The 23615-nt window shown below is 64.8% G+C and carries 23 protein-coding genes; 8 read left to right on the top strand and 15 right to left on the bottom strand.

Annotated features, from left to right (window positions below; genetic code table 11):
• Nucleotides 1–74: 74 nt before the first annotated feature.
• On the bottom strand, nucleotides 75–1667 hold the full coding sequence (locus DY201_RS18295; protein ID WP_115732425.1) for an ABC transporter substrate-binding protein: 1593 nt from the start codon (nucleotides 1665–1667) through the stop codon (nucleotides 75–77).
• Nucleotides 1667–2320, bottom strand: coding sequence for a helix-turn-helix domain-containing protein (locus DY201_RS18290; RefSeq protein ID WP_115732424.1), 654 nt, complete (start codon nucleotides 2318–2320; stop codon nucleotides 1667–1669). Before DY201_RS18290 ends, DY201_RS18295 begins: the two co-directional genes overlap by 1 nt.
• 228 nt (nucleotides 2321–2548) lie before the next feature.
• Here DY201_RS18290 and DY201_RS18285 point away from each other — a divergent pair, with 228 nt between their 5' ends.
• From DY201_RS18285 to DY201_RS18265, 5 genes are read left to right on the top strand one after another with little or no spacing between them, the layout of a single operon-like run.
• Nucleotides 2549–3541, top strand: a complete 993-nt coding sequence (locus tag DY201_RS18285) for an ABC transporter permease (protein WP_115733861.1) — start codon at nucleotides 2549–2551, stop codon at nucleotides 3539–3541.
• Nucleotides 3541–4446: an ABC transporter permease gene (locus DY201_RS18280; protein WP_115732423.1), complete on the top strand. Its 906-nt coding sequence runs from the start codon at nucleotides 3541–3543 to the stop codon at nucleotides 4444–4446. The genes DY201_RS18285 and DY201_RS18280 overlap by 1 nt, the downstream gene beginning before the upstream one ends.
• Complete coding sequence (locus DY201_RS18275; protein WP_115732422.1) at nucleotides 4443–5273, top strand: ABC transporter ATP-binding protein; 831 nt, start codon at nucleotides 4443–4445, stop codon at nucleotides 5271–5273. Before DY201_RS18280 ends, DY201_RS18275 begins: the two co-directional genes overlap by 4 nt.
• A complete protein-coding gene (locus DY201_RS18270) occupies nucleotides 5270–6013 on the top strand; it encodes an ABC transporter ATP-binding protein (RefSeq protein ID WP_115732421.1) in 744 nt (247 codons plus the stop codon). Before DY201_RS18275 ends, DY201_RS18270 begins: the two co-directional genes overlap by 4 nt.
• A 14-nt stretch (nucleotides 6014–6027) precedes the next feature.
• On the top strand, nucleotides 6028–6534 hold the full coding sequence (locus DY201_RS18265; RefSeq protein ID WP_115732420.1) for a GAF domain-containing protein: 507 nt from the start codon (nucleotides 6028–6030) through the stop codon (nucleotides 6532–6534).
• A gap of 93 nt (nucleotides 6535–6627) precedes the next feature.
• Here the strand turns inward: DY201_RS18265 and DY201_RS18260 are convergent, their stop codons facing one another.
• The 13 genes from DY201_RS18260 to DY201_RS18200 form a co-directional block, all read right to left on the bottom strand.
• The gene (locus tag DY201_RS18260; RefSeq protein WP_115732419.1) at nucleotides 6628–7401 is read right to left on the bottom strand and encodes a hypothetical protein; all 774 of its coding nucleotides are present in this window, start codon (nucleotides 7399–7401) and stop codon (nucleotides 6628–6630) included.
• Between the two features lie 157 nt (nucleotides 7402–7558).
• Nucleotides 7559–8011 (bottom strand): aspartate 1-decarboxylase, encoded by a 453-nt coding sequence (gene panD, locus DY201_RS18255; protein ID WP_115732418.1) that lies wholly within the window; start codon nucleotides 8009–8011, stop codon nucleotides 7559–7561.
• 32 nt (nucleotides 8012–8043) lie between these two features.
• Complete coding sequence (locus tag DY201_RS18250; protein WP_115732417.1) at nucleotides 8044–9027, bottom strand: beta-ketoacyl-ACP synthase III; 984 nt, start codon at nucleotides 9025–9027, stop codon at nucleotides 8044–8046.
• Nucleotides 9024–10289 carry an adenosylmethionine--8-amino-7-oxononanoate transaminase gene (locus DY201_RS18245; RefSeq protein WP_115732416.1) on the bottom strand — a complete coding sequence of 422 codons (1266 nt, stop codon included), beginning with the start codon at nucleotides 10287–10289 and terminating at the stop codon, nucleotides 9024–9026. Before DY201_RS18245 ends, DY201_RS18250 begins: the two co-directional genes overlap by 4 nt.
• A complete protein-coding gene (gene bioD / locus DY201_RS18240) occupies nucleotides 10286–10966 on the bottom strand; it encodes a dethiobiotin synthase (RefSeq protein WP_115733860.1) in 681 nt (226 codons plus the stop codon). The genes DY201_RS18245 and bioD overlap by 4 nt, the downstream gene beginning before the upstream one ends.
• Complete coding sequence (locus DY201_RS18235) at nucleotides 10963–12099, bottom strand: 8-amino-7-oxononanoate synthase (RefSeq protein WP_115732415.1); 1137 nt, start codon at nucleotides 12097–12099, stop codon at nucleotides 10963–10965. Before DY201_RS18235 ends, bioD begins: the two co-directional genes overlap by 4 nt.
• Entirely contained in the window at nucleotides 12099–13196 is a 1098-nt protein-coding gene (gene bioB, locus DY201_RS18230) for a biotin synthase BioB (protein WP_245432032.1), read from the bottom strand. Before bioB ends, DY201_RS18235 begins: the two co-directional genes overlap by 1 nt.
• A gap of 62 nt (nucleotides 13197–13258) precedes the next feature.
• On the bottom strand, nucleotides 13259–14110 hold the full coding sequence (nadC, locus tag DY201_RS18225; RefSeq protein ID WP_115732414.1) for a carboxylating nicotinate-nucleotide diphosphorylase: 852 nt from the start codon (nucleotides 14108–14110) through the stop codon (nucleotides 13259–13261).
• A gap of 2 nt (nucleotides 14111–14112) precedes the next feature.
• Nucleotides 14113–15651 (bottom strand): L-aspartate oxidase, encoded by a 1539-nt coding sequence (locus DY201_RS18220; RefSeq protein WP_115732413.1) that lies wholly within the window; start codon nucleotides 15649–15651, stop codon nucleotides 14113–14115.
• Nucleotides 15648–16622 (bottom strand): quinolinate synthase NadA, encoded by a 975-nt coding sequence (gene nadA / locus DY201_RS18215; RefSeq protein ID WP_115732412.1) that lies wholly within the window; start codon nucleotides 16620–16622, stop codon nucleotides 15648–15650. Before nadA ends, DY201_RS18220 begins: the two co-directional genes overlap by 4 nt.
• 83 nt (nucleotides 16623–16705) lie before the next feature.
• Nucleotides 16706–17650, bottom strand: coding sequence for an NUDIX hydrolase (locus tag DY201_RS18210; protein WP_115732411.1), 945 nt, complete (start codon nucleotides 17648–17650; stop codon nucleotides 16706–16708).
• A gap of 426 nt (nucleotides 17651–18076) precedes the next feature.
• Nucleotides 18077–19249, bottom strand: coding sequence for an ABC transporter substrate-binding protein (locus DY201_RS18205; protein ID WP_115732410.1), 1173 nt, complete (start codon nucleotides 19247–19249; stop codon nucleotides 18077–18079).
• 278 nt (nucleotides 19250–19527) lie between these two features.
• Nucleotides 19528–20463 carry a LysR family transcriptional regulator gene (locus DY201_RS18200; RefSeq protein WP_115732409.1) on the bottom strand — a complete coding sequence of 312 codons (936 nt, stop codon included), beginning with the start codon at nucleotides 20461–20463 and terminating at the stop codon, nucleotides 19528–19530.
• Nucleotides 20464–20693: 230 nt separating this feature from the next.
• Here DY201_RS18200 and DY201_RS18195 point away from each other — a divergent pair, with 230 nt between their 5' ends.
• The 3 genes from DY201_RS18195 to DY201_RS18185 are packed head-to-tail and all read left to right on the top strand — an operon-like array spanning nucleotide 20694 to nucleotide 23569.
• Nucleotides 20694–21851 (top strand): FAD-dependent oxidoreductase, encoded by a 1158-nt coding sequence (locus DY201_RS18195; protein WP_115732408.1) that lies wholly within the window; start codon nucleotides 20694–20696, stop codon nucleotides 21849–21851.
• A 47-nt stretch (nucleotides 21852–21898) separates the two neighbouring features.
• Nucleotides 21899–22687, top strand: coding sequence for an alpha/beta fold hydrolase (locus tag DY201_RS18190; RefSeq protein WP_115732407.1), 789 nt, complete (start codon nucleotides 21899–21901; stop codon nucleotides 22685–22687).
• Between the two features lie 12 nt (nucleotides 22688–22699).
• Nucleotides 22700–23569, top strand: coding sequence for an alpha/beta hydrolase (locus tag DY201_RS18185; RefSeq protein WP_115732406.1), 870 nt, complete (start codon nucleotides 22700–22702; stop codon nucleotides 23567–23569).
• Nucleotides 23570–23615: the final 46 nt, after the last annotated feature.

The following is a 23615-nucleotide window of genomic DNA, read 5'->3' as shown; positions in this document are numbered from 1 at the left end:
TTTGGGGAGTGGGTAATGTGTCAGGTAAGGGCGATGGGACCGCCGCAATGGGCGGTCCCTGCCAGGCCGGCTCGTCAGTTCTTCTTGACGAGACGGTAATAGACGAAGTCGGACGTCGCGCCGTTGACGTAGCCCTCGACGTTCTTGGCACGCGCAACCTGGGTCGCGGCCTGGAACATGATGACGATCGGCGACTTCTCCTGCACCTTCTTCTGCAGGTCGACATACATCGCGCTGCGCTTGGCCGGGTCGGCCTCGGCGAGAGCTGCCTTGGTCTCGTTGTTCAGCTCTTCCGGAACGGCCCAGCCGTTACGCCACGTGGTGGTCGACTGGTAGTTTCCGTCCGAGTTGTCGGTGTTGTAGGCGAAGGCCTTGGCGTTGGAGTGCGGGTCCATGAAATCAGGGCCCCAGTACAGCAGCATCGCCTCATGCGTGCGGGCGCGGTACTTGGTGATCACCTGCGAACCGGTGCCCGGCACGATGTCGAAGTTGATGCCGGCTTCGGCGAAGCTTGCCTGCAGCGACTGCGCCATGTCGGTGAACGGCGTCGAGTTGATGACGTCGAGCGTCACTTTGATCGGCGTCTTGATGCCGGCGTCAGCCAGGATCTGCTTGGCCTTGGCGGGATCGTAGCTGTAGGGCGTCTCGTCGAGCGAACCCGGGAAACCCTTCGGCCAGAAAGCCTGGTGCGTCTGCATCTGGCCCTTGAGGAAGGTGTCGGTCATGCCCTGGTAGTTGACCAGGTAACGGGCGGCGTCCCAGACGGCCGGCGGCGTCAGCGTTTCGGTCTTCTGGTTGAACGACAGGAAGTGCACGGCCGCCTGCGGATAGGTCTCGGTCGTCACCTTGTCGTTGCCGGCAAGCGTCGCGATCTGGTCCGAGGTCAGGTTCTTGGCCATGTCGACATCGCCCGACTGCAGCAGCAGCTGCTGGGTCGCGGCTTCGGCGACGTGGCGGATGATGACGCCCTTGATCGCGGGCGCGCCGTTGAAATAGTCGGGGTTGGCGGTCAGGTTGATCAGCTCGCCGGGGCGGAAAGCCTTGAGCACGAACGGGCCGGTGCCAGCCGAGTTCGACTTCAGCCAGGCATTGCCCATGTCGCCATTGGCCTCGTTGGCCTGCAGCGTCACCGCATCGACGATCGAGCCCGGACGGGCGGCCAGCACGTTGAGCACGAAGGCCGAAGCGAAGTCGCCCGCATACTTGATGACGACCTTGTTGCCGTCGGCCTTGACCATCGAATCGAAATTCTCGGGCGTCCAGCCGAGCTGGGTCAGGATGAAGGCCGGCGCCTTGTTCAGTACGATGACGCGCTTGAACGAATAGACCACGTCCTCCGCGCGCAGCGGGTTGCCCGAGGTGAACTTGACGCCGTCGCGCAGCGTGAAAGTGATTGTCTTGTTGGCGTCGTCGACGGCCCATTCCTTGGCGAGGCCAGCGGCCAGCGTCTTGGTGTCGGCGGCGTCGTACTGGACGAGACGGTCATAGGTCTGGGAGACATATTCGCCCGACGAGAACTCGTAGGCCTCGGCCGGGTCGATGCTGACGATGTCGTCGATGTTCTGCGCCACCACGAGCACGCCTGCGGGCGTGGCTGCAAGGCTGATAGCGGGCGTCATCGGCATCGCCAGCGCCGCGGCGAGCAGCGCGGCTTTGAACAGTTTCATCATTTTCTCTCCTTTTTGGTTCCCGTTGTCTTCTCTTCGGCCCTTGAACCGCGCAGGGCCGGATGCTCCGTGCGCGACCTGAACATCGGCAAGGTGCCGGTCCAGAGCATGCGCGCGAACTGTTGGGTGTCGTTCGACCAGGAATGCGGACGATTGCCGCGGAAGTGCAGGCTGTCGCCGGGCGAAAGCACCATCTCTTCGTCCTCGAGGCGCTGGGTGATCGAACCCTCGAGGATGAACAGGATTTCCTCGCCTTCATGGCTGACCGTCTCGGAGCGGTAGCCTGGCGGGACGTTGAGGACGAAGGACGACAGCACGTTGCCGGTGAAGTCGGCAGCGATGCGCTCGTAGACGATCGACGAGCCGTCGACCGAGAATCGGTTGCGCTCGGCCGCCCGCGTCAGTCCGTCTTCCGCGCTGGGCGTGGCGATGAAGTAATACACACCCACGTCGAGGCTGCGGGCGATCTGGGCGAGGGTGCCAAGCGAGGGGGTGGCGTGATCGCGTTCGACCTGGCTGAGGTAGCCGACCGAAATGCCTGCGGCATCACACAATTCCTGCAACGTCATCGACAGCTGGCGACGGCGGGCACGGATCAGCGCGCCAACCTTGGGCTGGCTCGACGGCGTGTTTTTGCTGGCCTCCGAGGACACGCTTTTTTTGCTCCCATCAAATTTTTTTTGATCTAAGCAAAATTATTTGTATAGTCCAAGCAGAATTTTGCTCGACAGAAAACATCCGTGCCGCATCCGCGACGCGGCCAATGTGGTAGGAACAAAGACCGCGTGGCATCAGAAATCGACTCCGCCGCTAAGGCGCTTCCAACAGGGCCTGGCGGCTCGTCGCGCAATGCGCGGCACGCCTGGAAGACAGTGAAGGGCGTGCTTGGCGTCATCGTCGCCGTCGCCTTCACCTTCCTCGGCCTCCTCGCCATCACCTTCTTCATCGGCCGGGTCGTACCGATCGATCCGGTCCTCGCCGTCGTCGGCGACCGTGCCCCGCGCGCCGTCTACGAGGCCGTCCGCATCGAGATGGGCCTGGACAAGCCGCTGATCGTCCAGTTCTTCCACTATGTCGGCAACGTGCTGACGGGTGACCTCGGCATGTCGGTCTCGACGGGCCGGCCCGTCGCCGAGGATCTGGCCCGCGTCTTTCCCGCAACGCTGGAGATGGCGACGATCGGCATCATCATCGGCGTGCTGATGGGCGTGCCGATGGGCGTCTATGCCGCCAGCCGTCAGGGCAGTCTCGTCGACCAGGTCATCCGCGTCGTCGGCCTGCTCGGCTATTCGGTGCCGGCGTTCTGGCTCGGCCTAGTCGGTCTGGCGCTGTTTTATGCCAAGCTGCAATGGGTCGGCGGTCCCGGCCGCATCGACATCTTCTATGATGGCCTCGTCGAGCCGGTTACCGGCTTGCTTTTGATCGACAGCCTGCTTGCCGGCGACACCGAGATCTTCGTCAACGCGCTGACCCATATCGCGCTGCCGGCAGCGGTGCTCGGCTTCTTCAGCCTTGCCTACATCGCCCGCATGACGCGTTCCTTCATGCTCGACCAACTGGCGCAGGAATATGTCACTACCGCCCGGGTCAAGGGCGTGTCGGAGCGGCTGGTGCTGTGGCGCCACGCCTTCCGGCCGATCCTCGTGCCGCTGATCACCGTCATCGGCCTGTCCTATGCCGGCCTGCTCGAAGGGTCGGTGATGATCGAGACCGTGTTCTCCTGGCCGGGCATCGGCAACTACCTGACGACGGCGCTGCTCAACGCCGACATGAATGCCGTTCTGGGCGCGACGCTGGTCATCGGCGCCGTCTTCATCGGCATCAACAAGATTTCGGACGTGCTCTACCGCGTCCTCGACCCGAGGGCACGCTGATGGCTACGACACGTGACTGGCTTCTTGACGATTCGCCGTCCTCGCGCCTGCAGGCCCGGCTTGGCCGCAGCTACCGGCTGAGCCGCGCGCTGGCGCGCAACCCGCTGGCCATGGTCGGTGCGGTCATTGTGCTGACGCTGATCCTGGTGGCGCTGTTTGCGCCGTGGATCGCCACCCATTCGCCTGTTGGCCAGGACCTCGCCATGCGGCTCAAGCCGCCGAGCTGGGACAACTGGATGGGCACGGACGAGCTCGGCCGCGACATCTGGAGCCGGGTGGTCTACGGCGCGCGCATTACGCTGATGATCGTGGCGCTGGTGGCCGTGCTTGCCGCGCCCGTCGGCCTGATCATCGGCGCTGTCGCCGGTTATTTCGGCGGCTGGGTCGATCGCATCCTGATGGGCATCACCGACATCTTCCTGTCGATGCCGAAGCTGATCCTGGCGCTGGCTTTCGTGGCAGCACTCGGACCCGGCATCCAGAACGCGATCATCGCCATCGCGATTGCGACCTGGCCCGGTTATGCCCGCATCGCCCGAGCCGAAACCCTGACCATCCGTAACTCGGAGTTCGTCTCGGCCGTCGAGTTGCAGGGCGCCTCGTCGTTCCGTGTCATCGTCAACCACATCTTGCCGCTCTGCACGTCCTCGATGATCATCCGGGTCACGCTCGACATGGCCGGCATCATCCTGACGGCCGCCGGCCTCGGCTTCATCGGGCTCGGCGCCCAGCCGCCGCTGCCGGAATGGGGCGCGATGATCTCGCGCGGCCGCTCCTTCATCCTCGACCAGTGGTGGGTGGCGACGATGCCCGGCTTTGCCATCGTCATCGTCAGCCTCGGCTTCTGTTTCCTCGGAGACGGTCTGCGCGATGTGCTCGACCCCAAGCATGGAGATCGGCAATGAACCCGCTGCTTGAAATACGCAACCTGAAGGTCACGTTCCCGACGGCGCGTGGTCCGGTCGACGTGGTCAAGGGCCTGTCGCTGACGCTTGGCCGCGAACGCCTCGGCATCGTCGGCGAGAGCGGCTCAGGAAAGTCGATGACCGGCCGCTCGATCCTGCGGCTGATCCGGTCGCCAGGCCGGGTCACCGCAGACGAGATGAGCTTCAATGGCACCGATCTTCTGTCGCTGTCGGAAAAGCAGATGCGCTCGATCCGCGGCGCGCGCATTTCTATGGTCATGCAGGACCCCAAGTTCTCGCTCAACCCGGTCATGACCATCGGCGATCAGATCGCCGAAGCATTGCTGACCCACCAGAGGCTGGGCCGCAGCGATATCCGCAGCCGCACGCTTGCCATGCTGGAAGCCGTGCGCATCAACGATCCGGAGCGCGTGCTCGGCCTCTACCCGCACGAGGTCTCGGGCGGCATGGGCCAGCGCGTCATGATCGCCATGATGCTCATCCCGGAGCCCGATCTTCTGATCGCCGACGAGCCGACCTCGGCGCTCGACGTTTCCGTCCAGGCCCAGGTGCTCGAGATCATTGACGACCTGGTCAAGCGCAAGGGCATGGGGCTGATCCTGATCAGCCACGACCTCGACCTCGTCTCGGCCTATTGCGATCGCATCCTGGTGATGCGCAGCGGCGAGGTGGTCGAGGAATGCGATGCCGGCGAACTCAGGAACGCCAAGCATCCCTATACGCAGGGCCTGCTCGCCTCGATCCCGCGCCTCGACGAAAGCCGCGACGAGCTTCCTGTCCTCGAACGTACTGGGGCTTCGACATGAACGCGCTGGCGATCGACAACCTCGACATCTCCTACGGCGATTCGAAGGTCACCCACGGCATCGGCTTCGAGGTCGCACAAGGCGAGAGCTTCGCGCTTGTCGGCGAAAGCGGCTCGGGCAAGACCACGGTGCTCAAGGCCATTGCCGGCATGGCCAAAAGCTGGACCGGCTCGATCTCGGTCTTTGGCGAGCCGCGCACCCATGGCATCGACCGTGCTTTTGCCAAGCAATGCCAGATGGTGTTCCAGGACCCTTACGGCTCGCTGCATCCGCGCAAGACTGTCGATGCGACGCTGAGCGAGCCGCTGACCATCCACGGCATCGGCAACAGCGGCGAGCGCGTCGACGAAGTCATGCAGTGGGTCGGCCTCGACCGCCGCTTCCGGTTCCGCTTCCCGCACCAGCTTTCGGGTGGCCAGCGCCAGCGCGTAGCCATTGCGCGCGCATTGATTCTCAAGCCGAGGATGCTGTTGCTCGACGAGCCGACGTCGGCGCTCGACGTCTCGGTGCAGGCGGAAATCCTCAATTTGCTCAAGCGCTTGCGCCGCGAGCAGGGGCTGACCTATCTGATGGTAACGCACAATCTGCCGGTCGTTTCGTTCCTGTGCGACCGCCTTGCGGTGATGCGCCATGGCCGCGTCGTCGAGGTAGCCAGTGTCGACCAGCTCAAGCGCGGCCAACTCGTCGATGCCTATTCGCGCGAACTGACCAGGTTCAGCGCGTCTCTACCCAAGACTTGAAATAGAGGTACACCATGACAGAGACCAATTTCGCCGAGGCGCTGGCCGCCTTTGATGCCGCCATTGCGACCACATCGGAGGTCGAAGGCGTGTGGGCGGCGCTGCAGGCTCTGGCCGACGTCGTCGTCGGCGCCAAGCTGTTCACCGTGATGAAGCTCGACTGGGCCACCGAGGTCTCCGGCCGCACCTATACCAGCCATCCCGATGCCTATCCCGTCTCGGGCACCAAGCCGATCAACCGCACCCACTGGTTCGAGACGATTCATGTCCAGCGCCAGCCCTTCGTCGCCAACACCATCAAGGACATTGCCGACGTCTTCCCCGATCACGAGCTGATCTGGTCGCTCGGCTGCGGTTCGGTGCTCAATTGGCCGGTCTTCGTCGGCGACATCATGCTCGGCACGGTCAACATGCTGCACGAGGAGCATTATTACACGCCGGCCCGTGTCGATTCCGCCAAGCAGCTGTCGCTGGCAGCCAAGGCTGCCTTCCTCGCAGTCGAGCACCTTGAACGCCGCTAAGGCGTCATTCGTCGCTTCGTGTCAGCCTGAAACCCACCGGCGTGTCTTTTGCGCCGGTGGCGGTCGCCACTCCGCCCCTCCAGCTTCCTTGCGCTAGGAAACAGCAAGGATCTCGGCAAGGGGGCTGCCTGCCGGCGGATGGAGTGTTGGTGAGATCGAGTTGTTGTACAGGTGGATCGCGTAGGTTCTCGGTGTCGTGATGTCCTTGATCGATAGCTTGCTGTCGAACAGAAGATCGGTCATCTTTTGATGGACCGGGTAGAATGCGTCCATGGGGAGCGCCTTGTCTGCCAGGTCATATTCCTTGATGAAATGGGTGAGGAGCCGAGGGCCGGTCGTGCCCCATTTGGTCCGCTTGATGTCGCGTCCAATCCCGAGTTTCTGAAGCTGACCGTAGGCCGCCTTCTTTCTCGGCGACCACCATGGGGCGATGAAATGCCGGCCAGTGGTGCTCTTGACGAGGCTTTTCACCAACTCGCTGTCGGCTGGTGCCTTCAACACGGCATTATTGATCACGCCATTCGTCTCCCAGCCAAATAGCCAGTCTTGTCGGGGAAACGGCTTCAGGCAGTAGACGTCGCAGTCGGCATAAAGGCCAAGCCCGGCGCCCAGCAGCCTGTAGCGGTAGATGTTCGCCGTCAGTGCCAGGCTCTTCTCACGTCTGTAGGCAACGATCTCATGCCTTGACAGCAGTTGCGAGGCGTCGAAAATTTCGACGCCGTCAGGGGTGTCGCCGGGTGCGTCGAACGTGTGCAACACCGGGCGATAGCCGTGCCGCTGAAACGAGCGGATGCATGCTGCATGCAATCCGCCAAGCCTGTCACCGATCCATATGAAATTGACAGCTTCCCCGGTGTTGCCTTGCATGCAGTCCCGATGATCCTTCCGTCTGCGCCAAGCTGTGATGCTACTTGTGTGGGAAATTTAGCGGCGTTGCAATTACCGAGAGCCGGCATGCGATTGCATTGCCTGCCGAGGTCTGGTCATGAACGCCCGCAGAAGCTTTGTCCCCGGAGGAATGCTGCTAGTGACTGCTGACCAGTGCCGGGATCGGAAGCCTGGCACTGGCCTCGTCCAGTATCGAGAAGCTGTAGCGGCCGGCCTGGTCGCGCTCGACCGAATAGCTCAGCCGGTCGGCGATGCGGTTGTCCTTGTCGAAGGTCAGCACGCGCGGCTTGAGCGCGGTGATCTCGCTTTCGTTCACATATACCGAATTGCAGATGATGACCTGGTCGCCGGCCTGGCAGGTGCGGGCGGCGGCACCGTTGAGGATACAGCAACGCGAGCCGCGTTCGCCGAGGATGACATAGGTCGAAATCCGCGCGCCGGAGCTCTTGTTCCAGATCTCGACGAACTCCATCGGCAGGATGCCGGCTTCTTCGCAATGGTCGGGGTCGAGCGTGATCGAGCCGTGATAGTTGAGGTTGGCTTCGGTGACGTGGATGCCATGCAGCTTGCCCGCTACGATCTTGCGCATTGTTCCTCCCTGATACGCCAGCCGGCGCGAAGCTATATTCCAACCACCAGCGCACCGCCGGTGAGACCCGCGCCGGCTGCCGAAAGCAGCAGCTTTTCGCCGCGCTGGAACGGCGCTTTCAGATGCGCCAGCGACAATGACAGTGGGATCGTGGCGGCCGATGAATTGCCGTAGTCGGCGATCGTCTTGACGATCCTGTCGTCGGCGATGCCGAGCGACTTGCCCACTGCATTGAAGATGCGGGCATTGGCCTGGTGCGGCACGAAGCGGTTGATGGCAGACGTTTCCAGGCCAGCCGCGGCGAGCGCCTCCGTGGAGCAACGGCTCATCATCTCGACCGCCTTGGCGAAAACCGCCCGCCCATCTGCGATGGTCATGCGCGTTTCGGCGATGTCGAGTTCGTCTGAGAAAGGCCGGTTGCTGCCGCCGGCCGGAATCTGGATCAGGCCGTAGCCGCCGCCATCGGCCGCGACCGAGGCGCCGAGAATACCGTGGCCGGGGTCGTCGGCGGGCGTGAGCACGACTGCCCCTGCGGCGTCGGCGAACAGCACCGCACTTGCCCGCTCGGCGGGATTGATGCGGCGGCTGAGGATGTTGGCGGCAATGACGATGGCAGGCTTGTTGTGTAGTCGCACGAAGCCGTCGGCGAAGGTCAGCGCATAGATGAAGCCGGCGCAGGCCCCGGCGAGATCGATGCCGCCCGACCTGGCAAGGCCGAGCTTGTGGGCGACCAGCGGCGCGCTTGGTGGCAGCAGGTGGTCGGGTGTCGACGTGGCGAGCAGCAGCAGGCCGATATCGTCGCGTGCGATGCCGGCCTGCTGCAGCGCCATCTCGCCTGCCTTGGCGGCGAGGTCGGAAAGCGTATCCCGAGGCTCGGCCCAGTAGCGCGAGCGAATGCCGGTGCGGCCTTCGATCCAGCCGGCGTCGAGCCCGAGGCTCGCCTCGATCTCGGCGTTGCCGACCTTGCGGCCCGGCACATGGTGCCCGAAGCCGGCGATTCGCGCAGTGCCGTTCATCCGACGCCGCCAGCAAGTTCTGCGGCCTCGTCGACGGCGTCATAGAGCCGGTCGAGTTCGCCTGCCGTCACGCAATAGGGCGGCAATAGGTAGACGACATTGCCGAGTGGCCGGACCAGCAGCCCGCGCTCGAGGAAGAACGCCCGCAGCTTCGGCCCGACATCGGCGAGATAGCCCGCCTTGCCGACACGCAGGTCGAGCGCGGCAATCGTGCCGGCCGTGCGCACATTCTCGAAGCGCGAGTCGTCGCGGAAGCGCGCGACCTTCTCCGCCTGCATCTTCGCCAATGCCGTCACGCGCTCGGCCACCGGCTCGTCTTGCCAGATCCCGACATTGGCAAGGGCAGCGGCGCAAGCGATGGGGTTCGCCGTATAGGAGCTTGAATGAAAGAAGGTCTTGGCGCGGTCGGTCGAAAAATGCGCCCGGAAGATTGCGTCGGTCGCAAGTGTCGCCGCCAGCGGCATCGAGCCGCCGGTCAAGCCCTTGGAGGTGCAGAGGATGTCGGGCGAGATGCCTGCCTGCTCGCAGGCAAACATGGTGCCGGTGCGGCCCCATCCGGTCATCACCTCGTCGGCGATGAACAGCGTGCCGGACTTTTCGGCGATGCGCTTCAGCTCGGTCAGCACCTGGGCCGGATACATCAGCATGCCGCCCGCACCGAGCACCAGCGGCTCGACGATTAAGGCAGCAGCCTTGCCCTCGCGGGTCAGCGCCTCGAAGCGGTCGAGCGTTTCCTGCTCGCGACCGGGCGCGGGGAAGGGGATGGTGTCGACCTCGAACAGCAACGGGTCGTAGGCGGCGTTGAACACCCCACGCGCGCCGACGCTCATCGTGCCGATGGTGTCGCCATGGTAGCTGTGCTCCATCACGACCAGGCGCGTACGAGCGGCGCCATTGTTGCGGTGGAAGCCGAGCGCCATCTTCAGCGCCACCTCGACGCTGGTCGAGCCGCTGTCGGAATAAAACACCCAGTCGAGGCCTGAAGGCGCCATCCCTACCAGTGCCGACGCCAGCCGTTCCGCCGGCTCATGGGTCAGGCCGGCGAAGATGACCTGGTCGAGCGTTTCGGTGGCGTTGCGGATCGCATTGACGATTTTCGGGTGGCGGTGGCCGTGGGTGATGACCCACCAGGACGAGATCGCGTCGAGGATGCGCTTGCCGTCAGCTGTCTCGACATAGGCCCCCTCAGTGCGCGCGATGACGGGCGGCACGGGCTCGGTGGCGTGCTGGGTGAAGGGATGCCAGACCGACGAACGGCTCATGACTTTGCCTCGAATAACTGGGCCTCGAAGAACCGGCCCTCCAGGAAGTCGGCCGCGTTGAAGTGCGTCCGCATGGCCTCGGCAAGCGTTTCGGGCGTCAGCGGGGCGAGCCGGGGCAGGCGGCCAAGCACGCGCACATTGCCCATCTCGGCGATGGTGCGTTGAGTGTCTGCCATCTCGTCGCCGATGAAGGCGACGCCCAGCAGCGGGACCGAGCGGGCGCGCAACGCCTCGATGGACAGCAGCGTGTGGTTGATCGTGCCGAGCCCGGTACGGGCGCAGAGCACAACGGGTGCCGACCAGCGGGCGAAGACGTCGATATAGAGCGTGCGCCGGTTGATCGGCACCATCAGCCCGCCGGCGCCCTCGACGATCAGCGGCCGTGCGGCGGCGGGCAGGGCGAGCGCGTCGGCATCGATCTCGACGCCGTCGCGCTCGGCGGCGCGGTGCGGCGACAGCGGCTCCTTCAGCCGCCAGGCTTCAGCCAGCACACGCTCCGGCGCAAGGCCGGTTAGGCGGGCGACGATCTCGCTGTCGGTCTCTTCCTCGATGCCTGACTGCACTGGCTTCCAGTAGACGCCGTCGAGCAGGGCGGTCAGGCCAGCGGCGAACACGGTCTTGCCGATGCCGGTGTCGGTGCCGGTCACGACGATCTTCGCCAACTTCTGTGCCGTCATCGCGAGCACTCCTCGGAAAGGGCGTCGAACAGCGCCGCTAGATCTTCTTCGCCGACATTGAGCGTCAGCGAAATCCTCAGCCGCGCGGTACCCTCGGGCACGGTCGGCGGGCGGATGCCGCGCACGTCGAAGCCGCGTGCCTGCAGCGCTTCGGCAAGTTGCATGGCGCGCGCATTGTCGCCGATGATGATGGGCAGGATCTGCGAGCCGCTCGGCGCGAAGCCCAGTGTTCCGGCCTTCTCGCCTGCCAGCTTCACCAGCCTGGCCAGCTGGTCGCGGCGGTCGGGCTCGTCGCCGACGATGTCGAGCGCTGTAGCCGACGCCACCGCCATCAGCGGCGAGGGGGCTGTGGCGTAGATGAAGGGCCGGCAGCGGTTGACGAGATAGTCGCACAACAGGGCTGGCGCCGTGACCAGCGCGCCCGAAGCGCCCAGTGCCTTGCCGCACGTGTGCAGAACGACGACATTGTCGCGGCCTTCGAGATGATGCGCCAGTCCGCGGCCATCGGGACCATAGACGCCAGTCGCATGCGCCTCGTCGACGAACAGGAAGGCGTCGTGCCGGTCGGCGACGGCGGCGAGGTCGTCCAGCGGCGCGCGGTCCCCGTCCATCGAATAGAGGCTTTCAGTGATGATCCAGGCACGTCCGGTGCCACCGTCCGCGCGCCAGGTCTTGACGGCGTCTTCCACTGCATTGGCGTCGTTGTGTCTGGCTTCCACCACCTCGGCGCGGCCGGCACGGGCGCCCTCATGGGCGCTGGCATGGATCAACTCGTCGAGCACGATCAGATCGCCCTTCTGGGGCAGGGTGGTGAGCACGGCAAAGTTGGCGACATAGCCGCCGCCGAAGAACAGCGCCCGTTCTGCGCCGAAGAAGCTGGCGGCTTTTGCTTCCAGCGCCTCATGCTCGGGGTCGTTGCCGCGCAGCAGGCGCGAGCCGGTGGCGCCGACGGGCGTACCATTGGCCAGAGCGGTGGCGACCGCGTCGGCCATGCGCTTGCTGCCCGCCAGGCCGAGATAATCATTCGAAGCGAAATCGAGCCCGGCGCGGCCGCTGAGTGCACGCAGCCGGCTCTTGCGGGCCAGCCCGCTCAGGCTGGCCCGGTAGCGGTCGAGCAGGGCTCGTCCGCTCACTAGAGCGCCGCGCGTCCTGCGGGACGCGCAAAGGACGCTCTGGCACTTTCAGTCTGCGCATCGTGCTCACCCAGAATCGGTTCCGATTCTCGGGCCGATGCGCAGGTGTCGAGCTCCATCGGCTGGATGCCGAGACGACGGAACAGCGCCGTGTCCTTGTCTTCGCCGGGATTTTCGGCGGTCAGAAGCGTGTCGCCGACAAAGATCGAATTGGCACCGGCAAAGAAGCACAGCGCCTGCATCTCGTCGCTCATCGCCGTGCGGCCGGCCGACAGGCGCACATGCGACTTCGGCATCATGATACGGGCAAGTGCGATGGTACGCACGAACTCGATCGGCTCGATCGGGTCTGCTTCACCCAGCGGCGTGCCCTCGATCGGGATCAGCATGTTGATCGGCACGCTGTCAGGATGCTCGGGCAGGTTGGCGAGCGTCACCAGCATGTCGACCCGGTCGGCCTTCTCCTCGCCCATGCCGACGATGCCGCCGCAGCAGACCTTGATGCCGCTGTCGCGGACATTGGCGAGTGTATCCAGCCGGTCGGCAAAGGTGCGGGTGGTGATGATCTCGTTGTAGTAGCGCTCGGAGGTGTCGATGTTGTGGTTGTAGTAGTCGAGGCCGGCCTGCTTCAGCCGCTGCGCCTGGCCGAGATCGAGCATGCCGAGCGTCATGCAGGTTTCCATGCCGAGTTCCTTGACGCCCTCGATCATGGCGACAACGGCATCCATGTCGCGCTCCTTGGGGCTGCGCCAGGCTGCACCCATGCAATAGCGCGTGGCGCCGGCGTCCTTCGCCTTCCTGGCCTCAGCCATAACACGCTGCACCTCCATCAGCTTGGAGGCCTTGAGGCCGGATTCATGACGCGACGACTGGCTGCAATAGCCGCAATCCTCGGGGCAGCCGCCTGTCTTGATCGACAGCAGGCGCGACATCTGCACCCGGTTGGGGTCGAAATTCTCGCGATGGACAGTCTGTGCCCGAAACAGCAGGTCGTTGAAGGGCGAATCGTAGATCGCCTGGGCTTCCGCGCGGCTCCACTGCGGCAGCGCGGCATCGATCTCGGTTGCGGCTGCGTTCAGGTGCAAATCGGCGTTCATGCGCTCTCCATTGCCAAGACGTGTCCTTGCCATCCCCACTCGGGGCGGGACCATTGCCCCGGTCAGGGGGGCGTGTCCAGTCCTATATCGAGGATCGGCGCGCTGTGCGTCAGCCAGCCGACGGAAATGAGGTCGACACCGCTGGCGGCAATGGCGGCGGCGGTGGTGAGGTTGACCCGGCCCGAGGCTTCGGTGATCGCCCGTCCGGCGACCATTCGGACTGCCGTCGTCAGGGTTTCCGGAGACATGTTGTCGAGCAGGACGGCGTCGACGCCGAGCTTAAGCACTTCGTCCAGCTGTTCCAGTCTGTCGACCTCGACCTCGATCTTCACCAGATGGCCGACATTGGCCCGGGCGCGCTCGATGGCCGGGCGAACACCGCCCGAAATGGCGATGTGGTTGTCCTTGATCAGCACCGCGTCGTCGAGGCCGAAGCGATGGTTGGAGCCGCCGCCGCAGCGCACCGCGTATTTCTCCAGCGCGCGCAGGCCGGGCGTCGTTTTCCGTGTGCAGACGATGCGCGCCTTGTGGCCGGCAACAGCATCGACGATGCCAGCGGTGGCGGTGGCGATGCCGCTGAGATGGGACAGGAAGTTCAGTGCCACGCGCTCGCCGGTCAGCAAGCCACGCGCAGGCCCGCTGAGTGTGGCGATGACATCGCCCGGGACCAGGCGGCTGCCGTCGGGTTTCTCGACCTTCATCTCGATTGCGGGCTCGATCAGGCTGAAGGCAAGCGCTGCCAGGTCGAGACCAGCGACGACACCCTGCTGGCGCGAGGCGAGCACGACTGACGCCCGGTGGTCCGCCGGCACGATGGCATCTGTGGTGATGTCGCCGGCGCGGCCGAGGTCTTCCAGCAGGGCTGCACGCACCAGCGGCTCGAGCATGATCCGCGGCAGGGGTGTGAGGTGCATCGTCAGGCGCTCCGGGCAATGGGCAAGAAATCGAGCGAAGCTGCGGCCTGCAGCGCTGCATCGAGTGTGATGTGCGACCGGCGCGCGACCGCGCTTCGCAAGGGAAAGTCGCTGCGGCAATGGGCGCCGCGGCTTTCCTCGCGGCCGAGTGCCGAAATGGCCATCATCAGCGCGACAGCGGCTGGATCGGCTGCCGGCGAATTGCCGCTGGCAATCGGCAGCAGTGCCGTCGCCGCCTGGCGCAGGCTCTCGCCGTCGCGCAGGACGCCGAGCGAAGACGAGACGATCTTGCATGCATCGCGTGGATCGGGATGCATTGGTGCTGGCGGCAAGGCGGTTGTCATGCGGCTCGTGTCCCGAGTGGCGGCGACGCTCCGTGCCACCCAGCCGGCCATGACGACGGCTTCGGTGAGGGAGTTGCTGGCAAGGCGGTTGGCGCCATGCAGCCCGGTCGAGGCGACTTCGCCGCAGGCCCACAAGCCAGATACGGTGCTGCGGCCCTCGCGGTCTACCGCGACGCCGCCCATGTGATAATGGGCGGCAGGCCGTACCGGAATCGGGTCTTGCGCGGGGTCGATCCCTGCTTCGTGGCAGTAGCCGGCAATTGTCGGAAAGCGGTCAGCGAAGCTTTTGCCCAGGCAGGCTCGGGCGTCGAGAAACACCCGGTGGCCGCGGGCGAGATGGCGATGGACGCCGCGTGCAACCGCGTCGCGGGTGCCAAGTTCGGCACCGGGCAGGTCGGCGAGGAAGCGCCGTCCGGTTTCGTCGATCAGCACGGCACCTTCGCCGCGCACCGCCTCGCTTACCAGCCGCATCGGCCGCAGCAGGCCGTCGAGTGCGGTCGGGTGAAACTGGACGAATTCGAGGTCGGCAAAGGCCGCGCCTGCGCGGGCGGCGAGTGCCAGCCCCTGGCCGAAGCAGCCGAGCGGGTTCGTCGTGTCGCGAAACAGCCCGCCGACGCCACCCGTGGCGATCACGACGCGGCTGCTGGCAAACACCGTGCTGCCGAAGCCGTCTTCAGCGAGCACACCGGCTATCGCATCGTCCTCGACGAGCAGCCGGCGCGCCGCGAACCCTTCGACGACCGTTATCGAAGCCCTGTTGCGGACAGCGGCCACGAGCGCGCGCATCAGTTCGCGCCCGGTTGCAGCACCCGCCGCGTGGACGATGCGCCTGCGGGAATGGGCAGCCTCGAGCCCCAGCGACAAGACGCTGTTGGCGTCGCGGTCGAAGGCGACGCCAAGTTCCGCGAGCCTCTCGATGGCCAATGGCGCTGCCTCGACGATGCGCCGGACGACTGTTTCGTCGCACAGGCCATCGCCGGCAGCCAGCGTGTCGGCGAGATGCAGTTCGGGCGAGTCGTCGTTGCCGATCGCCGCCGCAAGCCCGCCTTGCGCGAGTGCGCTTGAGGCTTCGCCACCCAGCGGAGTTGCCGACAGCAGCACGACCGGCTCCGGTGCCAGTTCGAGCGCCGTCATCAGGCCTGCGAGCCCGCCGCCGATGATGACGGGGCGGCCGGCCAGGCGAACGATGTCGTTCATACCGCGAGCATCCGCTCGACGGCGAGGCGCGCGCGCACCGCGACGGCTGGGTCGATGGTCACGGCGTGTTCGTTGCGTTCCAGGGCGGAGCGGATGTTGCCGAGCGTGATCAGCTTCATGTGCGGGCACAGATTGCAGGGGCGAATGAACTCGACATCGGGATGGTCGACCGCGACATTGTCGCTCATCGAGCATTCCGTCACCAAAACGACGCGGGCCGGCTTCACCCGGCCGACATAGTCGGACATTGCGGCCGTCGAGCCGGCGAAATCGGCTTCGGCAACGACCTCCGGCGGGCATTCGGGATGGGCCAGCACGGTGACGCCGGGATGGGCGGCGCGCATCTCGCGGATATCCTCGGGCGTGAAGCGCTCATGCACCTCGCAATGGCCCTTCCAGGCGATGATCTCGACATCGGTCTGGGCAGCGATGTTCTGCGCCAGATACTCGTCCGGCAGCATCAGCACGCGCGGCACGCCGAGCGATTCCACGACCGCCTTGGCATTGCCCGAGGTGCAGCAGATGTCCGATTCCGCCTTCACCGCAGCCGAAGTGTTGACATAGGTGACGACGGGCACGCCGGGATAGCGCTGGCGCAGCAGGCGGATGTCTTCGGGCGTGATCGAATCGGCGAGCGAGCAGCCGGCGCCCATGTCGGGGATCAGCACCGTCTTGGACGGGTTCAGCAGCTTGGCCGTCTCGGCCATGAAATGCACGCCGGCGAGCACGATCACGTCGGCCTCGACCTCCATCGCCTTGCGGGCGAGCGCCAGGCTGTCGCCGACGATATCGGCCACGCAATGGAAGATCTCCGGGGTCTGGTAGTTATGCGCCAGGATGACGGCGTTGCGCTCGCGCTTGAGCCTCAGTATGGCGTCGATGTCATCGGAGAATACCGGCCACTCGATGGCGGGAATGACGCGCTGGACGCGGTCATAGAGCGAGGCGGCGGAAGGGGTCATGCCAGACATCGTTACTCCTATTATGCTCGCAGTGAGTATAATTGGGACATATGCTTAGCATGAGCATAACCTCTGTCAACCCACGATTTCGCTTATTTGGTTCCGGCGATCAGACGTTCGTCGAGCACGGCGTGGCGGAAACGGAACAGTTTCGCCGGGCGTCCACCGGTGTCGGCGCTCATTTCGCCGGTTTCCTCGACCAGGTCCTGCTGCTCGATAAGGCGGCGGAAATTCTGCTTGTGCACGGTAACGCCTGCCAGTGCTTCGACCGCGCGCTGCAGCTGCAGCAGCGTGAAGGCCGGCGGCATCAGCTCGAACACCACGGGGCGATATTTGATCTTGGTCCGGAGGCGGCCGATGCCGGTGGCGAGGATTCGCCTGTGATCGCCGGTCATGGTTCGGCCCGGCACGGATGAAACGGCAGCCTCGCCTTTGGCGCGCACCGCCTCTTCGACCAGACCTGCCTCGAACAGCAACTCGTAGCGCTGCAGCACCAGCTCTTCGTTCCAGTGACGGTCGTCGAAGCCGAAAGCGCCGGCGGCGCGGCGCAGACGGTTCTGCCGCTTGTCCTCTTGCTCGGCAGCATCGGCCCACTGACGCAGGCGCGGCACGATGATGTCGTCGAGGATTGCGGGCGCGCCCGTACGATGGTCCTCCCAGGGGAAGAATTCGTACCAGTTGCGCCAGCTGCCCGGCGGCGTGCGATGCGAGGGCTCTTCGCGCGTCAGGCCGAGATAGCTGATCGAAATCACCCGACGGGTGGCTTCCTCGATGCTGCGGTCGCGGTCGGCGAAGGTGTAGAGCTGCTCGATGTATCCAAGCGGGTGGCCGGTCTGCTGCTCCACCCAATCGCGCAGACCTGATTGCAGCGAACGGTGACCAAGCGCGAACGGGCCGGAGGGCAGGGTGGTGCCTTCCTTGACCGTCAGGACGACAGGATTTCCGTTGGGTGCAGCGACAAGCACCGCAATCAGATCCGCGCTGATCGCACGACGCTCAGCTGCACCTTCCTTGTCCGCCCCTGATGTCTTCAGCATCTTGCCCTTCGTCGATTTCCGGCTGCAATCGGAAAGCCAGATGGATCAAAGGTCAACACCCAATCGCCTGCCGCCGACCTTCATCACATCAAGTGTTTGATGGCTATTGGCCTGTAAAGCCAAGAAAATCCACATGCCGAGGGGGATTACAGCGTGACGATGGGTAAAGCTGTCTCGCCGGGCTGGCAAGAAGCGGACGCGTGTGTGGGGAAATGCTGACCAGCCCCGGAAGCAGCATCGATACCAAGGACATCGGTTTGCTTGACCGCGAGGTCTTCTACGTCGGCAGCCACGCTGCAACTGCCTGACGCCAGTCGCTCAGCGAGAGCCTGGCCACTGCTGCCGGGGCTGCAGGCCCCGTCGCGCATCCTGGTCGAATGCGCGTCCCGGTACCACCCGCCCCGGGACGCGTGTCTCCTCTGGCTACTAGTCCGTCGGCATCTTGCAGTCGGCGGCATAGCTGTCGCTATGCGCCGTCAGCACCTTGGCCTCGGTCTTGAGCACCATCTTGCCGTCAGCGCCTTTTTCCGCCTTGAGCGAATACCAGTCCTGCACCGGGTGCTGGTTGGGGCCGAACTTGAACGAACCGCGCACCGACGGAATTTCCGACGTCAGCAGCGCCTTGCGGAAGGCCGGCAGGTCGTCGACATTTGCCTTTTCAAGGCCGGTGCCGATCAAAAGTGCTGCGTCATAGCCTTGGGCGGCATAATAGGTGATCGGACGGTCGCCGAACTTGGCCTTCCAAGCCGCGACGAAGTCCTTGTTCACAGGATTGTCGAAGTCGTCGTTCCAGTGGCTGGTGACCTTCACGCCGAGCGCGGCGTCGCCGACGGCACCGACGATGACCTGGTCGAGGGACGCCGGATGGACGACCATCGGGATGTCCTTGAGTAGGCCGGCCTGCTGGTACTGGCGCATGAAGGCGATGCCGAGGCCGCCCGGCTCGAACTCGTAGACGACGTCGGGCTTGGCGGCGCGGATCTGTGCCATCTCGGCGGCGAAGTCGGTCTGGTCGAGGCCGGTATAGGTCTCGCCGACGACCTCTCCCTTGTAGAAGCGCTTGAAGGCGCCCATCGTTTCCTTGCCGGCCTGGTAGTTCGGCGCGATCAGGAAGGCCTTCTTGTAGCCGAGAGATTGGGCCAGCGCGCCGGCGCTCTCGCCCTGGCTGTCGTCCTGCCAGGAGCTGACGAAGTAGTTCGGGTGGCATTCCTTGCCGGCGAAGGTGGCCGATGCCGTGTTGGCGCTGATATAGATCGCATCGCCGTCGAGAATGTCGGGCAGGGCGGCGAAGGCGACGTTGGCGAACACCATGCCGGTGAACAGCTTGATGCCTTGCTCAGACAGCATCTTGTCGGCGATCTGCTTGGCGTTGCCCGGCTTCAGGCTGTCGTCCTCGACAACCAGTTCGACGGCCTTGCCGCCAAGCTGTCCTTTGTTGGAGTCGATGGCCAACTGGAAGCCGTCGCGGATGTCCTGGCCAAGATAGCCGGCCGGCCCCGAAAGCGTCGTGATCATGCCGATCTTGAGCGGGTCTTCGGCATAAGCCGCGCTGACCGACAGTGCCATGACGGCGGCCGACAAGATTCCCTTGAAATGCATCAGATTTATTCCTCTTCCCCAAAATTCGCCGCCGCTCCGGCGCGTTTTGCTTGCCATTGCAGCGGACATTTCAAAGGGAGGTGCAGCGGGGCAGGCGGCGCGCTTCCACGGGGCTGGGGCATCAACGCGCCAGCTTTCCGGGGCAGAGACCGTCAGGCAACAGCTGCTCCTCCGCAGTGTTGTCCAATCGGCCAAGCTTGGCCCAACCAGCATTCCGGTAAATGGAAAACTCGTCATCCAGCCATGACGGCCGGGAATATCAATCGTGCAGCGATTACTTATACGTCATGGCGCGCCAGGTCGGCGGCGGTCCGTCGCAGCGTTTCCACCAGCACTTCGGCAGCCGGCGACAGCCTCGCATTGGTCCGGGTGGTGATGCCCATCGGCATGGCCGTGGCGCGCAAGGTCACCGGCAGTATGACGATGGCGCCGGCGGCGGCCTCGCGGCGCGCGACCTGGGCGGGAAACACGCCGAGATAGTCGGCGTCGATCAACAGCGCCCTGTTGGTCAGTAGCGAGACGGAATCCACCGCATGCGACGGCGGCTCCAGCCCTTCCTCGCGGAAGGCGATGTCGATCTGTCGGCGCAGGCTGGTTTCCTGCGGCGGCAGGATCCATTCCCAGCCGATCAGGTCGGCGAGGTTGAGCTCGCTGCGCTCGGCCAGCGGATGGCCGCGACGCGCCACGACACAGGCGATGTCGTCCATCAGCACCTCCTGGACGACATTCAGCCGGTCGCGCTGTTCGGACAGGCGCCCGACCACCATGTCCAGTTCGCCGGCGCGCAATGCCGGGATCAAGACGTCATTGGTGCCCTCGACGATCTTGACCACGAGCTTGGGCCGCTCCTTGCGCAGGCGGGCGATGGCCGTCGGCAGCAATTCGGCCGACGCCGACAGCAAGGTGCCGATGGCGACGCGCCCACCGGTGCCGTCGCGCAGGTCGGCGAGATGTTCCTCGGCATGCGCCAGCTGGGTGATGACGAGGCGCGCGTGCTCGGCCAGCGTGTCGCCGAACATCGTCGGCACGACGCCACGATTGGTGCGGTCGAACAGCCTCGCCTTGGTCAACGCCTCGATTTCCTGCAGCGCCTTGGTCACCGCCGACTGGGTCATGTTCAGGCGCTTGGCGGCGCGCACCAGATTGCCCTCTTCGACGATTGCCACGACCATGCGCAGATGGCGGATGGTGAGACGGCTGGTGACGAGTTTCATCGGAGCCTTGCCTTCAAGTCGTTGCGTCCAAGTTGATATTCCAAATCCTCATAGGAATTTCCAGAGAATTCACTTGTCTGAATGTCCAATCACTGGAAACTTGCCGTCAGGAGGCGTGTTGGCGGTGCGGGGCGTTGCCAGCACGCGGAGGCATTTCGGCTCGAGTCGCCTCGTTGCGGCCGGGCCCCAGACGTCGGCAGGATTTGCCGCACGGGGAGGACAATCCAGACATGACCGAGAAAACCGGAGCCGGGCGCCACGCGGAGATCGCAGGCGCTGGAATTGGCGGCCTGACCACGGCTGCCGCATTGGCCCAGCGTGGCTGGTCGGTGACAGTGCACGAGCGCGCGCCGAACCTGCGCACCTTTGGCGCCGGCATCTACATCTGGAGCAACGGCCTGCGCGTGCTGAAGGCGATCGGCGCCTATGAGCAGGCCGTCGTCGGCGCCCATATCGGACCGCAGTTCCATACTCGCGACCACCACAACACCACGATGGAGGAAATCCCCATCAACGCTCAGGGCGACGCCAGGCTGATCACCATCCTGCGCGAGCAGCTGATCAATTCACTGGTCGACACCTGCCGCCGCAGCGGTGTCGAGATCATGACCAATTCGGAAGCGGTGGGCGCGACGCCAGAGGGCGAGTTGCTGCTGGCCGACGGTGCGCGACGCAAGGCCGACCTCGTCGTCGGCGCCGATGGCATCAACTCAAAGGTGCGCGACTCGCTCGACCTGATGATGTACCGCAAGCATCTCGGCTATGGCGCGATCCGCATGCTGATCGGCCGCGACGATGCCGACGTGCCGGCAGAGGACCGCGACCGCTACATCGAATATTTCACCGGCACCCGTCGCATTCTCTACACCCCGGCCAGCGCCACCGACCTCTATGTTGCGCTGTGCTGCGCCGCCGATGACGCTGCCGCGCTCAAGGTTCCGGCCGACCGGGCGCTGTGGACCGAATCCTTCCCGCATCTCGCCCACCTTGTCTCGCGTTTCGGAGACGCCGGTCGTTGGGATGCCTTCGAGGTGGTCAAGCTCAAGAAGTGGAGCAAGGGCCGCGCGGCGATCCTGGGCGATGCAGCGCATGCCATGCCGCCTTATCTCGGGCAGGGCGGCGGCTGCGCGCTGATGAACGGCCTTGGGCTCGCCGCCGCCGTTGCAAATGCGGCCGACATCGAGCAGGCGCTGGCTGCCTGGGAAGAGCGCGAACGGCCGATCACCGAGCACACCCAGGACACCGCCGAACGCCTCGGGGACATGAATTTCTGGCCTGACGATCTGCGCTCGCAAGTGATGAAGATTACCGGCAAGAGCCGCGAACTCGGCGCTGAGCGCATGAAGACTGCTCGTCATGCGCCGACCGCCACCGAGCCGCTCGCCTGACCAAGGGAACATAGGGTGCGATGCGCCCCAGAATTCGGAGACATCAGATGAAATCCATCGAGATCGGCGCCAACATGCTTTCTTATGACGAGGCCGGCGAGGGCGAGGTGCTGCTGCTTCTGTCGGGCTGGTGCCAGGACCACCGCCTGTTCAAGACGCTGGCGCCCGAGCTTGCCAGGACCCATCGCGTCATCCGCCTGGACTGGCGCGGCCATGGCGAGAACCGAGAACATGACGGCGACTTCACCGTCGACGACCAGGCGTCCGACGTCGTCGCCTTCCTCGACAAGATGAACATCGACAGGCTGGTGCCGGTGTCGACCTCGCATGGCGGCTGGGCCAACATCGAGGTGACCGACCGTCTTGATGTGGCGCGCATCCCGCGTACCGTCGTCATCGACTGGATCCAGACCACGCCGAACGAAGACTTCTTCCGCATGATCGACCACATCCAGGATCGCACAAACTGGGAGAATGGCCGCGGCGATTTCTTCAACTACTGGATCGGCGACACCGAGAACCAGGACATCGTCAATCACGTCAACAACGAGATGGCCAAATACAGCTTCGAAATGTGGGCGCGGTCCGGCCGCGAGATCGGCAAGGCCTATCGCAAATGGGGCAATCCGATGCAGCGCATGGCAGCACTCAAGGACAAGCGTCCGATCACCCACATCTATTCGCAGCCCTTCGAGCCCGAATATGCCCAGGCGCAGCTCGATTTCGCCGCCGGCAACGACTGGTACCAGCCCAACAAGCTGCCCGGCAGGACGCACTTCCCGACGCTCGAGCAGCCCAAGGTGGTGGCCGACACCATCCGTGCCTTCGTCGCCTGACAGGAGGTGCGCATGAGCGTGCTTGCCGAAGAAGCCAACTGGCCGCGTGACGTCCTCGACCGCGACTATGGCGCGCGGGCTTCCGTGACGCCTGAGGTCTTCGAGGCGGCGATGCGTGACTACCGAAGCCGCTCCGAGGAGATGCGGGACCATGCCACGCATCTCGACGTCGTCTATGACGAGCAGAGCGGCCAGACGATCGATATCTATGGCACCTCGGGCGAGCCGCGGCCGGTCTTCGTCTTCGTCCATGGCGGCTACTGGCGCATGCTGTCCAAGCATGATTCCGCCTTCATGGCGGCGATGCTGGCCAAGAACGGCATCGCCACCGCCGTGGTCGATTACCGGCTGGCGCCCGAGGCGTCGCTCGACGAGATCGTGCGCGAGGTGAGGGCGGCGATCGGCTTCTTGTGGAAGAACGGTCGCGAGTTCGGCATCGATCCCGAACGCATTCATGTCGGCGGCAGCTCCGCCGGCGGGCACCTGACGGGGGCCGTGCTCTCGGGCGGCTGGCACGTCGAGGCTGGCGTGCCGGAAGACGTCATCAAGGGGGCGCTGCCGATCAGCGGCCTGTTCCATCTTGCGCCGATTGCAAGATCGTTCGTGCAGGACTGGATCAAGCTTGACGAGGCGGCGGTCGAACGGCTGAGCCCGGCGGCGAACCTGCCACGGATCGGCTGCCAGATCGTCGTTGCCTATGCCGATGGCGAGCCTGACGGCTTCCGGCGGCAGTCGACCGCCTATGACCAGATGTGGCGCGAGGCGGGCTTCGCCTCGCAGCTGATGGAAATCCCCGGCCGCAACCATTTCGACGTGCTGCTCGACCTTGCCTCCGAGGATAGTGTCCTGTCGCAGGCGTTGCTCCGCCTGATCAAGGGCTGAGCAATTCCAGGACAAGTGCGCAGCGGTTTTCCGTCCGGAACCGCGC

The sequence above is a fragment of the Aminobacter aminovorans genome, from assembly GCF_900445235.1.
Taxonomy (GTDB): Bacteria; Pseudomonadota; Alphaproteobacteria; order Rhizobiales; family Rhizobiaceae; genus Aminobacter; species Aminobacter aminovorans.
The sequence above is the reverse complement of the archived record's forward strand: the minus strand, read 5'-3'. Positions and strand labels throughout refer to the sequence as shown.

Excerpts from the sequence above, each read along its gene's own strand:
- DY201_RS18245 (WP_115732416.1), bottom strand. The coding sequence starts at position 10,289 with ATGAGCCGTTCGTCGGTCTGGCATCCCTTCACCCAGCACGCCACCGAG.
- DY201_RS18220 (WP_115732413.1), bottom strand. The coding sequence starts at position 15,651 with ATGAACGACATCGTTCGCCTGGCCGGCCGCCCCGTCATCATCGGCGGC.
- bioD (WP_115733860.1), bottom strand. The coding sequence starts at position 10,966 with ATGACGGCACAGAAGTTGGCGAAGATCGTCGTGACCGGCACCGACACC.
- nadA (WP_115732412.1), bottom strand. The coding sequence starts at position 16,622 with ATGTCTGGCATGACCCCTTCCGCCGCCTCGCTCTATGACCGCGTCCAG.
- DY201_RS18265 (WP_115732420.1), top strand. The coding sequence starts at position 6,028 with ATGACAGAGACCAATTTCGCCGAGGCGCTGGCCGCCTTTGATGCCGCC.
- DY201_RS18295 (WP_115732425.1), bottom strand. The coding sequence starts at position 1,667 with ATGAAACTGTTCAAAGCCGCGCTGCTCGCCGCGGCGCTGGCGATGCCG.
- DY201_RS18205 (WP_115732410.1), bottom strand. The coding sequence starts at position 19,249 with ATGCATTTCAAGGGAATCTTGTCGGCCGCCGTCATGGCACTGTCGGTC.
- DY201_RS18250 (WP_115732417.1), bottom strand. The coding sequence starts at position 9,027 with ATGAACGGCACTGCGCGAATCGCCGGCTTCGGGCACCATGTGCCGGGC.
- DY201_RS18275 (WP_115732422.1), top strand. The coding sequence starts at position 4,443 with ATGAACCCGCTGCTTGAAATACGCAACCTGAAGGTCACGTTCCCGACG.
- DY201_RS18195 (WP_115732408.1), top strand. The coding sequence starts at position 20,694 with ATGACCGAGAAAACCGGAGCCGGGCGCCACGCGGAGATCGCAGGCGCT.
- DY201_RS18270 (WP_115732421.1), top strand. The coding sequence starts at position 5,270 with ATGAACGCGCTGGCGATCGACAACCTCGACATCTCCTACGGCGATTCG.
- panD (WP_115732418.1), bottom strand. The coding sequence starts at position 8,011 with ATGCGCAAGATCGTAGCGGGCAAGCTGCATGGCATCCACGTCACCGAA.
- DY201_RS18210 (WP_115732411.1), bottom strand. The coding sequence starts at position 17,650 with ATGCTGAAGACATCAGGGGCGGACAAGGAAGGTGCAGCTGAGCGTCGT.
- nadC (WP_115732414.1), bottom strand. The coding sequence starts at position 14,110 with ATGCACCTCACACCCCTGCCGCGGATCATGCTCGAGCCGCTGGTGCGT.
- DY201_RS18190 (WP_115732407.1), top strand. The coding sequence starts at position 21,899 with ATGAAATCCATCGAGATCGGCGCCAACATGCTTTCTTATGACGAGGCC.
- DY201_RS18185 (WP_115732406.1), top strand. The coding sequence starts at position 22,700 with ATGAGCGTGCTTGCCGAAGAAGCCAACTGGCCGCGTGACGTCCTCGAC.
- DY201_RS18260 (WP_115732419.1), bottom strand. The coding sequence starts at position 7,401 with ATGCAAGGCAACACCGGGGAAGCTGTCAATTTCATATGGATCGGTGAC.
- DY201_RS18280 (WP_115732423.1), top strand. The coding sequence starts at position 3,541 with ATGGCTACGACACGTGACTGGCTTCTTGACGATTCGCCGTCCTCGCGC.
- bioB (WP_245432032.1), bottom strand. The coding sequence starts at position 13,196 with ATGAACGCCGATTTGCACCTGAACGCAGCCGCAACCGAGATCGATGCC.
- DY201_RS18200 (WP_115732409.1), bottom strand. The coding sequence starts at position 20,463 with ATGAAACTCGTCACCAGCCGTCTCACCATCCGCCATCTGCGCATGGTC.